The 12,544-nt window shown below is 65.5% G+C and carries 10 protein-coding genes; 6 read left to right on the forward strand and 4 right to left on the reverse strand.

What is annotated here, in order from left to right; translation table 11 throughout:
* Nucleotides 1-76: 76 nt before the first annotated feature.
* From rnr to GSQ89_RS01070, 3 genes are all read left to right on the forward strand, one after another.
* Complete coding sequence (gene rnr / locus GSQ89_RS01060; protein WP_158921120.1) at nucleotides 77-2,230, forward strand: ribonuclease R; 2,154 nt, start codon at nucleotides 77-79, stop codon at nucleotides 2,228-2,230.
* Nucleotides 2,197-3,744: a S41 family peptidase gene (locus GSQ89_RS01065; protein WP_158921122.1), complete on the forward strand. Its 1,548-nt coding sequence runs from the start codon at nucleotides 2,197-2,199 to the stop codon at nucleotides 3,742-3,744. The genes rnr and GSQ89_RS01065 overlap by 34 nt, the downstream gene beginning before the upstream one ends.
* Nucleotides 3,745-3,809: 65 nt before the next feature.
* Complete coding sequence (locus GSQ89_RS01070; protein WP_158921124.1) at nucleotides 3,810-4,628, forward strand: enoyl-CoA hydratase/isomerase family protein; 819 nt, start codon at nucleotides 3,810-3,812, stop codon at nucleotides 4,626-4,628.
* Nucleotides 4,629-4,704: 76 nt separating this feature from the next.
* On the opposite strand, the gene GSQ89_RS01075 is transcribed toward GSQ89_RS01070, so the two are convergent.
* Both GSQ89_RS01075 and GSQ89_RS01080 read right to left on the reverse strand, forming a co-directional pair.
* Nucleotides 4,705-5,292, reverse strand: a complete 588-nt coding sequence (locus GSQ89_RS01075) for a DUF6680 family protein (protein WP_158921126.1) — start codon at nucleotides 5,290-5,292, stop codon at nucleotides 4,705-4,707.
* 76 nt (nucleotides 5,293-5,368) lie between these two features.
* Nucleotides 5,369-6,184, reverse strand: coding sequence for a Fic family protein (locus tag GSQ89_RS01080; RefSeq protein WP_158921128.1), 816 nt, complete (start codon nucleotides 6,182-6,184; stop codon nucleotides 5,369-5,371).
* 281 nt (nucleotides 6,185-6,465) lie between these two features.
* Between GSQ89_RS01080 and GSQ89_RS01085 the strand changes: the two genes are divergently transcribed.
* Nucleotides 6,466-7,065: a Uma2 family endonuclease gene (locus GSQ89_RS01085; RefSeq protein ID WP_158921130.1), complete on the forward strand. Its 600-nt coding sequence runs from the start codon at nucleotides 6,466-6,468 to the stop codon at nucleotides 7,063-7,065.
* A gap of 6 nt (nucleotides 7,066-7,071) precedes the next feature.
* Here the strand turns inward: GSQ89_RS01085 and GSQ89_RS01090 are convergent, their stop codons facing one another.
* Both GSQ89_RS01090 and GSQ89_RS01095 read right to left on the reverse strand, forming a co-directional pair.
* Nucleotides 7,072-8,406: a sigma-54 dependent transcriptional regulator gene (locus tag GSQ89_RS01090; RefSeq protein ID WP_158921132.1), complete on the reverse strand. Its 1,335-nt coding sequence runs from the start codon at nucleotides 8,404-8,406 to the stop codon at nucleotides 7,072-7,074.
* Nucleotides 8,406-10,190 (reverse strand): HAMP domain-containing sensor histidine kinase, encoded by a 1,785-nt coding sequence (locus tag GSQ89_RS01095; RefSeq protein WP_158921134.1) that lies wholly within the window; start codon nucleotides 10,188-10,190, stop codon nucleotides 8,406-8,408. The genes GSQ89_RS01090 and GSQ89_RS01095 overlap by 1 nt, the downstream gene beginning before the upstream one ends.
* A 207-nt stretch (nucleotides 10,191-10,397) precedes the next feature.
* On the opposite strand from GSQ89_RS01095, the gene GSQ89_RS01100 reads away from it, so the two are divergent.
* Together GSQ89_RS01100 and GSQ89_RS01105 are read left to right on the forward strand one after the other, a co-directional pair.
* Nucleotides 10,398-11,042, forward strand: a complete 645-nt coding sequence (locus GSQ89_RS01100) for a DUF4166 domain-containing protein (protein WP_158921136.1) — start codon at nucleotides 10,398-10,400, stop codon at nucleotides 11,040-11,042.
* Nucleotides 11,039-12,520: a TIGR01777 family oxidoreductase gene (locus GSQ89_RS01105; protein WP_158921138.1), complete on the forward strand. Its 1,482-nt coding sequence runs from the start codon at nucleotides 11,039-11,041 to the stop codon at nucleotides 12,518-12,520. Before GSQ89_RS01100 ends, GSQ89_RS01105 begins: the two co-directional genes overlap by 4 nt.
* Nucleotides 12,521-12,544 lie beyond the last annotated feature (24 nt).

The raw sequence follows: 12,544 nt of genomic DNA on the forward strand, positions 1-12,544 counted from the left end.
GTTTGCCCGCTGAAACAACAGAGCGAGGCTGAACCTAATCGGACGTGAATCGCCGCCACGAACACCGCAAGGTGTCATGGCACTCCCAGGCGGGTTGTGGCAGTGTGCGGCAGACAGAATCCCGGTTGCGAGATCAGTGGCGAAACGTACTAAGCATCGAGACAGGCCCATCCCTCGGGATGGCGTCCGACCTTCCCATCGCCCGCCGTCGCGCGGCACTCTCGCCAAATTGCCGGATACCACCGTGGTGCAGATCACCGGCACCGACCGGGACGGCGACGCAGTGGCGCGTCCTGTCGCGTGGGAGCGGGCAGACGGTGTGCCGCCGATGATCATGATGCATCCGGAAAAGCAGGGCACGCCCGCCCTGGCGCCAGGGGAACGTGTGCTGGTGCGGCTGAAGCCGATGGGGCCCGGGCGCTACGAGGGGCGCACGCTGCGGCGCATCGGCGAGACTCCGGGGCGTATCCTGGGCGTGTTCAAGCGCGGGCGGACGGAAAACCGGATCGTCCCGACCGATCGCCGGTCGAAGGCGGAATGGATCGTGCCGGATGGGCAGGACGCCGGGGCCGAAGCGGATGAGATCGTCCTGGCGGAACCGGTCGCCCAGCATCTGCATCTCGGCCTGAAGCCGGCGCGGGTGCTGGAGCGGTTGGGCAAACTGGGGGATGCGCGCTCGATCAGCCTGATCGCGATCCATACGCACGATATCCCCCAGACCTTCCCGGATGCCGCGGTGGACGAGGCGAAGCGGGCGCGCGGTGTCCGGCTGGGCAGCCGCACCGATCTGCGCGACGTGCCGCTGATCACCATCGACGGCGCCGACGCGCGCGATTTCGATGACGCGGTGTTCGCTGAACCCGACCCGGATCATGCCGGTGCCTTCCGGCTGATCGTCGCCATCGCCGATGTCGCCCACTACGTGAAACCTGGTTCGGCGCTGGATCATGCGGCGGGTATTCGCGGCAACAGCGTCTATTTTCCCGACCGGGTGGTGCCGATGCTGCCGGAAGCCCTGTCGAACGGCTGGTGCAGCCTGCGTCCGAACGAAGACCGGGGCTGCCTGTTCGTCGAGATGCGGATCGACCGTGGTGGCCGCAAGACCGGGCATCGTTTCGGCCGCGGCCTGATGCGCAGTGCTGCTCGTTTGACCTACGAGGAGGTCCAGGCCGCCCAGGACGCGGGTGATGACCGCGGGCTGCCGCTGCCGCATCTGTACGCCGCCTTCCGATCCCTGCTGGCCGCCCGGTTGGAGCGGGGGACGCTCGATCTTGATCTGCCGGAGCGCCAGGTTGTGCTGGACGGGCAGGGGCACGTCGCCAGTGTGTCGCCGCGGCCTAGGCTGGACAGTCACCGGCTGATCGAGGAATTCATGGTCCTGGCCAATGTGGCGGCGGCGGAGGAACTAGAGCGTCTGCACCTTCCGTGCATGTACCGGATTCATGCGCCGCCGTCGGACGAAAAGCTGGACGCGCTGCGTGGTTTCCTGTCGACCCTGGGCATTTCGCTGCCGCCCGGCAATCAGTTGCATCCGCGCGACTTCGATCGCGTGCTGCGTCGCTATGCCGGCACGCCGGAGTCGCAACTGATCAGCGAAGTCATGCTGCGCAGCCAGTCCCAGGCCGCCTACAGCCCTGACAATATCGGCCATTTTGGGTTGGCCTTGCCGCGCTATGCCCATTTCACCAGTCCGATCCGCCGTTATGCCGACCTGCTGGTGCATCGTGCGCTGATCAAGGGCCTGCGCCTCGGCCGCGACGGGCTGACCGACGATCAGGCGGCGGCGCTGCCCGAGATCGGCGAACGCATCACCGAAACCGAACGGCGCGCGCAGACGGCGGAGCGGGAGGCGATCGATCGTTACCTGACGGCGTTCATGGCGGCGCATGTGGGCGGGCGTTTCGCCGCGCGCATATCTGGGGTGACTCGTTTCGGCCTGTTCGTGACTGTTACGGAGACGGGTGCCAGCGGTATAGTGCCATTCGCTACGCTGCCGGATGATTACTGGCAGTTTGACGAACGGGAGCAGACGCTGACGGGCCGCCGCACGCAGAAGGTCTATCGCCTGGCGCAGGAGGTCGAGGTTCTGTTGTCCGAAGCCAATCCGGTCACCGGCGGCATGGTGTTTCACGTGCTGGAAGATGCCGTGGCGGCACGCGGGCCGGCCGCGTCCGCCAACCGGCCCGGTCCCGGGAAATGGCCCCGGGGAAAGCGGCCACCCCGCCGGTGATCCGCTTTCGCGTCCTGCTGCTGCTGTTCATCGTCACCCGAGCGCACGCGGAGACGCTGCCGCGTGGTGGGCTGGATCTGGCTCGTATGACATCGGTCTACAGCGATGCGCTGACCTTCATCGCACCGCGTATCCTGGAGCCGATCCCGGTTCCGCAACTGACCGTGTGGGGCCTGCAGGGCCTGACCGCGCTTGACCCCAACCTGCTGATCGTCGCGAACGACAAGCGGGTGCAGTTGCTGCGTGGGGATCAGACCGTGCTGGACATCCCGCTGCCGAAGGATGCGGCGCCGGCGTCCTGGGCGCAGACCGCCGCGGCGCTGACGGCCGCCAGCTTTCCGGTTTCGGCGTCGGTCCGGCGGGCCGGGACCCAGGGGGTCATCCAAGTTTTCTTTGATGAAATGTTCAGTCGCCTCGATCCTTATTCCCGCTACGTGCCGCCAGTGGAGGCGGGGCTGGACCGGGAGAAACGGGCCGGCCGGGCGGGTCTGGGGTTGGCGGTGGGACAGCGGGGCTCGCAGATCGACGTGCAATCGGTCATTCGCGACAGCCCGGCGGCCAACGCCGGGATTCGGCCGGGCGACATCCTGGCGGCTGTGGATGACCAGCGGACCCTGGACCAGGACCCCGAGACCATCGGTGCTATGCTGTCCGGCCCCGACGGGTCGGTTGTCACCCTGTCGTGGCGTGGACGCGACGGGCGCACGCGCGATGCCCAACTGGTGCGGGTGATGGTGCCGCCGGAGACCGTCTTCGCCGAACGTTCCTCTGACGTACTGGTGCTGCGGATCACCAGTTTCAGCGCCAGCACGGCGTCGCATCTGGCGTTGTCGGTGCAGGACGCGCTGTCGGAATCGCATCGGGTCGACGGCATCGTGCTGGATTTGCGCGACAATCGCGGCGGATTGCTGCGTCAGGCCATGACGGCGGCGGATGCGTTCCTGCCGGAGGGACTGATGGCCACCACCATCGGCCGCGATCCGGATTCGATGTATGTCTGGCGCTCCACCGAGGGTGAACTGGCGGAGAACGTACCGGTGGTCATCCTGGTCGATGGCAACACCGCGAGCGCGGCGGAAATCATGGCGGCGGCCCTGGCCGACCGGGGACGGGCGGTGGTGGTCGGCAGCGAGACGTTCGGCAAGGGGATGGTGCAGACGATCGATCCGCTGCCCGACGGCGGCGAGTTGTTTGTGACGTGGAGCCAGACGCTGGCGCCGCTGGGTTGGCCGTTGCAGGGGCTGGGGATCATGCCGCAGGTCTGCACCAGCGTGGGGCAGGGGCGGCTGGACCGGCAGATCGCGTCGCTGTCCACCGGGTTCCAGCCGATGGCGGATGCGATCAAGCGGGCACGTGCGGCCAGGGTGCCGGTGTCGGCGGCCAATGTGCTGCAAATCAGGGCCGCTTGTCCGGCGGCGGAGGGCAGGGCGGCCGACCTGGATGCCGCCAGGTTGCTGATCGCCAATCCGGCCGCCTATGCGGCCGCGCTGCTGCCGCCGATGGTGGACCGTTAGCGCCTTTCGGGGTGACGGAGCGGCGGTTTGGAGTCACAGTTCCTGCCGGTCAGGGAGGGGATGCGATGCCGCCGCTCGATAAGGTCTACGACTACAGCCGGTATGGCGGGCTGAAGGTCGAGAAGCAGGACAAGGTGATGACGATCACCCTGAACGCGCCGGAAGCGATGAACGCGTTCTCACCAGAGATGCACTATTCCATGTCGCGGATCTGGGAGGACGTGCAGGACGATCCGGAGGTGAACGTGGTGGTGCTGACCGGGGCGGGACGGGCGTTCTCGGCCGGCGGTAATGTGATCGCGATGCAGCAGAAGATCGACAATCCGGCGCTGTGGGATGCCACCAGCCTGCCGGAAGCGAAACGGATCATCTTCCGCATGCTGGAATGCGACAAGCCGGTGATCGCCAGGGTCAACGGGCACGCGGTGGGGCTGGGCGCGACGGTGGCGCTGATGTGCGACATCATCATTGCCGCGGATACGGCGAAGATCGGCGATCCGCATGTGAATGCCGGGTTGGTGGCGGGGGACGGCGGGGCGCTGATCTGGCCTCAGTTGATCGGGTTCGCTCGGGCGAAGGAGTATCTGTTTACGGGCGATCTGATGACGGCGGCGGAGGCGCACCGGATCGGACTGATCAACCACGTGGTGCCGCCGGAGGAACTGGACGCGAAGGTGTATGGGCTGGCCAAGCGGCTGGCGGCGGGGGCGATGAAGTCGATCCGGTGGACGAAGCAGGTGGTGAACATTCCGTTGCGGCAGATCGCTCATGCGACGATGGATCTGAGTTTGAGTTTGGAGACTCAATCGAATTTGTCGCGGGATCATCAGGAGGCGGTTTCGGCGTTTGGGGCGAAGCGGAAGCCGGATTTTACGGGGGAGTAGAGGCGATCAGCCTGTCTCGTCTATGGTGCCAATTCGTTATGACCGATGACTATGATTCGGGCTTGATCTTCAACGGTTAGTCACCAGAAAGGGTCTTCAAAAGTGCCTCCTGCAACAATTTTTGGTTTTTCAACGATTCCTCCGATACCGGGAGACTGACCACTGCCATGTTCACTGGTTGCACGCCGGTCAGGACTCTCACAAGATTGTCCCGAATGGCGGCGTGAGCTGACTTTTCCTCGGCATGACCTCGTGGGTAATAGCCTCCTCTTTTTAGCTGTACTTTGTTGAAGTCGTAACCGAGGGTTTTGGCTATTGCCTCTAAAAGAGTGACAAGGAAATCGACCCCCTTTTCGTTGTGTGCCCTGGCATTGTCTTCTCCAACGGGAACATGCTGATTAAAGAAATCAAGATATATCAACCAAGCATCGCGAACCGCCTTTTCTTTGGCAGATTTACCGTTAAAGAAGACCTCAATTAAGTTGAGAGCTTGAACATGCTCATTTGAGCCAGCGCGAATTGCGCGGGTCGCCATGAGCGTTTCAAATATCGAAAGTCGGCGAGCGCGTTGCTCGCGTGCCCGCTCAATCCATTTTTGCGATTGCACTGCTGCTATGGGTCCACAAAATGTTGCGAGAATAAGCAGCACGTCCGAAATGATCATGTTGTAAGCTTCGTAATCATCACTTGGCTGAGAGTGCGGTTACGCGGGTGCGCATCCAATACGCAGTGGTGACCAATCACGGCCGGGGTGGGTCGCTATCGCCCCAGGGTAGGGTCCCTTGCGCTGGAAGCGCCTGTCGCGCTGCCTTGACATATTCTCCCAGTGTCGCATCGAGCCGCTCATAAAGCATGCCGTCGAAGGCTTCGTTTCCACCCCCGGCCTGGGCCTGCTGCAAGCCGGCAATATAAGCGGGTCGATCCTCGGGGCGCACGGCGACAGCCGGATAACCGCCACGGATCAGGATCAAATTCATCAGCAGCCGCGCTGTAAGCCCGTTGCCGTCGTTGAAGGGGTGTATCTCGACAAGGCGGCGATGTGCGGTGAACGCGTTTTCGGGCGTGTCCGCCGCCAAGCTGAGCCAGGCCGAAAAGTCGCCCATCAGAGCAGGGACTTCGGCCGGCGACGGAAATCCGTGGCGTCCGCTATCAGTCAGCACGTAACGGCCTTGATCGGCGTAACGGCCGGCAATGTCGGGCCTCGACCGCAGCACGACAAGACGATGCAGGTTGCGCACGTCCATCTCGGTGAGAGGTGCTTTCTGGCGCGCAAGGTTCCGGACGTAGTGGATCGCCTCGAAGAGGTCGATCGCCTCCAGGTGATCCCTGAGCGGCTTTCCGGCGACGGTGATGCCTTGCTCGATAACCATCGTCGTCTCGACGGCGGTCAGCGTGTTCCCCTCGATCGCGTTCGACGTGTAGGTCAGTTCGAGGTCCTGTGAATGATCGAGGTTTGTCGTCCCGCCGGGCGCGCGGATCCGGAGCCGATCGAGTTCAGCCTTTTGGGCGGCAATGGAGGCGAGCAAAGTTTCCACGATAAATTCCGCCACCGTCATGCATCAGAAATCTGAAGCAGAAAAGGGCTTATTATCAATGCATAATGTAAGGCAAATATCTTGGGCCTCGGGACACGTCGTCAACCCGTGGGCCTCATAAGCGACAGCCGTGAGGCCGACAGGCTAGGCCCCGGGTGCTCCTATCCATGCGAACCCCAGCGCATCGCTGTCTCCGTCGACGGAGCGGCCGGACATCCCCATAGCAATGTGCTATAATCCGGCCCGCACCACGCGATGCAGCGGCCAAGGAGACCGAGATGGGCGATCGGGCGACCCGACGCATGACGATCGACGAATTCCTGGCGTGGCAAGCCGGGCAAGGCCAGCGCTACGAACTGGTGGACGGAGAGCCGGCCGCAATGGCCGGGGCGAAGATTCGACATGACCGGGTCACCGGCAATGCGTTCTCCGAGATCAGACGACAGATGCGGGCGGGTGGCAGTCCGTGCGATGTGTTCACCGCCGATATCGGAATACGCACGCCACCAGGAAACATCCGCCGGCCCGACATTAGCATCCTCTGCCCGCCGTTTGATGAGGAGGCCACGACATCGGACATCCCACGCCTGATCGTCGAGGTGCTGTCGGAGTCAACGGAACGCGTGGACCGTCTCATCAAGCTCGACGAATACAAGGCAATCGATGCCCTGGACTATATCATCATCGTCGATCCGACCCGCATCGAAGTGGGCTTCTGGTTCAGAGACGCAGTCCGTGTATGGCACAGTGCCACCTTCCATGACGCGGAGGCGGTAATCGACATGCCCGCCCTCGGGATCGCGATCACGCTTGCGTCACTTTATGAGCGGGTGCAGGTCTCGCCGAATCCGCGCCTTAAACTGGTCTGGGAAGATGACGAAGAGACCACCCAAGCGCCCTAAATCCGATTATCGCAACCCCAGCCGTGTCATCTTCTTGATCAGCCCTACCCGCGAAACTCCCAGCACCCGCGCCGCTTCCGACTGGTTCCCACCCGCCGCCGCTAGGGCTTCCCGCAGCATGCGGGTCTCCACGTCGGCAATCACCCCGGCCAGTGATCCATTCGGTGCGGCCGCCGGTGCGTCCTCGGCGTCGCCCGAAACAAACCGCAGCAGTCCGGAATCGACCACCGCCGAACCGGGTTCGGCCAGGGCGGCAGCGGCTTCCACCACCGCCCGCAGTTCCCGCACGTTGCCCGGCCATGTTCGCTGCGTCAGCCATGCAGCGGCGTCCGCTGCCAGGTTCAATCCGGGTGCCGACCGGCGCAGAAACAAAGCCGCCAGCAGTGGAATATCGTCGGTGCGTTCCGCCAGGGCTGGCGTTCGCAGCACCATTCCTTTCAGGCGATAGAACAGGTCCTCGCGAAATCCGCCCTCGGCCACCATCGCCTCCAGGTCGCGGTGCGTGGCGGCGGCGACCCGGACGTCAGCGCGTTTCGTGACCCGGCCGCCCACGGGCAGGAACGTCGCATCCTGCAGGAACCGCAGCAGCTTCACCTGCATCGCCGGCGGCATTTCGCCCACTTCGTCGAGGAACAGCGTGCCGCGGTTGGCGGCCTCCACCAGGCCAGGCTGATCGCGATGGGCGCCGCTGAAACTGCCTTTCAAATGCCCGAACAATTCGCTTTCCAGCAGTTCGGCCGGCAGCGCGCCGCAATGGATCGGCACGAACGGTCCGGCAGAACGAGGACTGCACGCATGCAACGCCCGAGCGACCAGTTCCTTGCCGGTTCCGGTGGGACCCAGGACCAGGACACTGACACTGGTTGGGCCTAACCGGCGCACCATCTCCCGCAGCCGTCCCATTGCCGGAGAGCGTCCCGCCAGCCCCATGTCGTCGGCGGCGGTACGCTCGCGCAACGTCCGGACCTCGCGTTCCAGTGCCGTCTTGCGCAGGCAGCGGTCCACCACGAAGCGCAGCATGTTGGGATCGATCGGTTTGGCGATGAAATCCCAGGCGCCGGCCTCGGTCGCGCGCAGCGCCATCTCGTGGCCAGCGTGGCCGGTCAACACCACGACTGGCACCGGAACGAAGCCGCCGATCAGTTCGATCCCGGCCAGCGGGTCCATGCGCGGCGGCATCGACAGATCCAGCAGCACCATGTCGGGCGGGGTTTCCGCGAAGCGAACGGTTGCCTCATCGGCCGAACCGGCGACCGTTACGGTATGACCCAGTCCGCGCAGCCATGCCCCGCCGAGCCGCTGGAACGCCGGTTCGTCGTCCACCAGCAGGATATGGCCCATTACAGTGGCTCCGGAAAACGCAGGGTGAAGCAGGTCGACCATCCCGGCCGTTCGGTCAGTGCCACATCGCCGCCATGCGCGGCGGCGATGCGCGCCACGATGGCCAGCCCAAGGCCCGTGCCGCCGGCGCCACGCGACACGAACGGCTGGAAGATGCGGTCTCGCAGGTCCGGCGGAATGCCCGGTCCGTCGTCGCAGACGTGCAGCAGCACCGTCCCCGGCATGCGTTCCGCTTCCAGCACGACATGGCGCGCCACCGCGCAGGCGTTATCGAGCAGATTGGTCAGCGCCTGCTCGACCCGTCCGGCATCGGCCAGCACGGTCAGATCGCCGGGCACCCGGCATTCGACGCTGTCCCGCCTGGACGCGATTCCACCCACCAGTTCGGCCAGGTTCACTGGCGCCGGTACCACCGACCACGGCTTGGCATATTCCAGCAGGTCATCCGCGAGGCGGGCGATGCGTCCGACCTGATCGGTCACCTCGCCGCGCACCTCCGGCGGTGCGAATGCCACTGCCATGGAGATGATGTTGAGCGGGTTGCGCACGTCATGCGCCACGGTGGCGGCCAGTTCTCCCAGTTCGGCCAACCGCGCTCGGGTTTGCCGTTCGCGTTCCTGCGCCGCGAGGGAGACCGCCCGTTCCAGCCGTTGGGCTTCGTCCGCCAAAACCGAACCGAACATCGCCGCGACCCGCCTGGGGCCGGGCGGGGCGGAGTCCCAGCCGGATTTCAGGGTCGTTTGCCATCCGGACCCGGCGCGGCGGCATGCCAGCAGGGGGGCGGACGCGGTGCCGGCGCGTGCCTCGCCGACGCTGACCGCCACCGATGTGGAGAGCCGCCGGGAGACGATGGTGGCGGCGCGCTGGGCCAGGTCGGCGGTGTCCTCGGCGTCTGCCATCGCCTGCCGCCACGCGGCCAGGTCCTCGGGGGTGACGTTGCCGCCGGGATAGACGATGCGTTCCGCGAGGCGCCGGACTGGACCGCCGAGGACCAGGAAAGCGATCCCGACGCAGACCGCGGTGGCGAAGCGTGACCCGAGCAGGTTCTCGAACGGCAGCAGGGGCACAGCCGCGGCCATCAGTCCGGCACCGGCCACCAGCATCGTCCATGCCAGCGCGCGTCGTGCCCAGGCGTTGGCGAGCAGCAACTCGTAGCGGAGGATTCCGTAGACCAGGAACACCGGATACAGCGGCAGACCCAGCAGCGGCCACGGGGCCATCGGCAGGTGCAGCGCGACGATGCCGTAGCCGGACATGCACAGCAGGCCCCAGACGCTGGATGCGATCAACGCGCCGATCTGCCGCCGAGCCAGGTCTTGGCGGTTCAGCAGGGCGCGCAGCAGGACAAGCTGTCCGGCGGCGGCGATGGCGGCCCACACGATGCTGGTGATCCAGCCGACCTGGTTTGGCATCGCCACGAATGTCATTCCGGCGAACGGCGCATAGCGGCCGGGTACCCACACGATGGACAGCGCGGTCGCGGCGGTGCCGACGCCGTAGCCCGCGATCACCCATGACGCTGCCGGGGTGGCGGTGAACGTGACAGCGAAATGCAGGAATACCGCCGAGGTCAGCGCCGCTGTCGCCAGCAGCATCAGTCCGATGCCCTGGGGGCCGGGGCCGAACCATGTGGGCAGTTCGTTGCCGGTGATCCATATCGCGACGCCGATCAGGAAGCCGGTCAGCAGCCGCACGCCGGCGACCCGGTCGGCCCATCGCCACAGGACTCCAGCCAGCGCGAGGCTGCCGGCCAGGGACAGTGCGAGGGCGATATGGAAGATCATGCGTAAACGCGGTTATCGCATCAATCAGGAACTGTAAACGAAGTATACGGAGCCGCTTCGCCGGGCGGTATTATTATGGTGTGATAACAATGCATTAGATGAAGAACGACCGTTGGCACGTTTGATGCGGAAGGCATTCTGCTCGATCGCAGGAGAACGCCGCCATGTCGCATTGCCCCGACCTCACCGCCAAACGGGTGGCGTGACATGGCAAGCGCTACGCTTGCGGCCCCGTTCCGGTTGTCCACGCGCGGTGGCACGCCGAGCGGGGCGCTCGATCTTGCGGCGATCGTGGGTCACATCGATTGGGCTCGCCTGCCAGCCTGCCTGCGCCGGCGGTTTGACGCGGGGCATGGTCCGGCCCGCTATGATGGGACCATGGCCCTGGAGCGTTCGGCCATCGGCGGATGGTTCGCCTGGCTGGTCAGGCCGTTCGGCGCCCCACTGCCGGTCCGGCGGTTGATCGACGCTCCGGTCACCGTCACGGTGCGGGCCGGGACTGGCGGCGTCGTGTGGGAACGGCGGTTCGGCCCGCATCATCGCGTCCGTTCCGTGAAGTCGCCCGGCCCGGCCAACACCGTGATCGAGCGTACCGACGGCGGCCTGGCCATGGTGCTGGACGTTTCGGTGGAGGACGGCGCGCTGGTGTTCACCAGCCGGCGGTTCTTTCTGTCGATCGGATCATGGCGCCTGCCGATCCCGGCTGTGCTGACGCCGGGAACCTGCCGCGTCGAGCACCGGGCGGTCGACGAACACCGGTTCACCTTCAGCATGACCATGACCCATCCGCTGTGGGGCACAACGTTCCGCCAGAGCGGGCTGTTCAATGATCCCCCGGAGTCAACACCATGAATGCGGTCTTCGCGATCCTCTCGATCCAGGCGCTGGTCGGCGCTTTCGACAATTTCTGGCACCACGAGCTGGAGGCAAAGCTGCCTCGGCAGGTCTCCGCCAGGTATGAATTGCGGCTGCATGCGGCACGGGAAGCCATCTATGGCGTGCTGTTCCTGGGGCTGGCGTGGCTGCGTTGGGATGGCGCCTGGGCCTGGGTGCTGGCGATCCTGTTGGCGGCGGAGGTGCTAATCACCCTGGCAGATTTCATCGAGGAAGACATGACCCGCCGCCTGCCGCCGCTGGAACGCGTGCTGCATACGGTTCTCGCCATCAGCTACGGCGGTTTCGTCGCCGCACTGGCCCCGGTGCTGGTGCGGTGGGCCAGCCAGCCGACCGGGCTGACCTGGAAGGGTCATGGCGCGGTGTCCCTGCTGTTCAGCGTCTACGCTGCCGGCGTGCTGGCCTGGAGTGTTCGGAATGCGATCGCCGTGGTCCGGCTGTCTCGCGGTGTCCGGCCGGCCATTGCGCCGGTTGCGGCGCCGCGCGGTCCGGCTGTCCTGGTGACCGGCGCGACAGGGTTCATCGGATCGGCGCTGGTGCGGGATCTGGTGGCGGACGGCCAGCGCGTCATCGTGCTGACGCGGGATGCAAGGCGCGCCGCGGCCATGTTCGGTCCACATGTCGTCGTGACCGAGACGTTGGATGCCATCCCCGGCGAAACTCCCATCGAGGCGGTCGTGAACCTGGCCGGAGCGTCCATTCTGGGTGGCCGCTGGTCCGCCCGCCGCCGCGCTGAACTGGTTGGAAGCCGAGTGGATGTGACCCGTCGCGTCGCCGCCATGATGCGGCGTCTCGATCGGCCACCGCTTGTTCTCGTCAATGCGTCGGCGGTCGGTTTCTACGGTGTCTGCCGGCTGGAAGGTGGGCTCGACGAAACCGCGTTGGCGCAAGCCGGCACATTCCAGTCGGACTTGTGCGCCGTGTGGGAACGGGAAGCGATGCGTGCGGACGCCCGCGTCGTCTGTCTTCGTTTTGGTGGCGTTCTTGGCAAAGGCGGCGGCGTGTATCCGCCGCTGGCCCTTGCCAGCCGCCTCGGACTGGGTGCGGTTCTCGGTGGTGGCGATCAGCCGACACCCTGGATTCACCTGGATGACGCCATCGGGCTGATACGGTTCGCGATCGACATGCCGATGCTGGAAGGTCCGGTGAACGCCGTTGCCCCGCACTGCCCCCCGCAAGCCGTGTTCGCGCGGACGGTCGCCGGTTCGTTCGGGACAAAAGTCAGGTTGCGCGTGCCGGCCTGGCCCCTGTGGCGTCTCGGCGGAGAGGCCGCGCAACTGCTGCTGGACGGCCAGGCGGCGACGCCCAAAGTCGCTCTGGCGGCCGGCTATCGCTTCCTGCACCGCACGCTGGAGAGCGCAACCGCCGATCTGGCGGGGAGGCATCAGGTTCGGGAAAACAACACGACGAGCACGGTCCAGCCGACTTCCGCTTAACGCAGGCGTGGACTCTCCGGAAGC

Origin of the sequence: Acidisphaera sp. S103 (assembly GCF_009765975.1) — a bacterium.
In the GTDB taxonomy this organism is placed as follows: Bacteria; Pseudomonadota; Alphaproteobacteria; order Acetobacterales; family Acetobacteraceae; genus Rhodopila.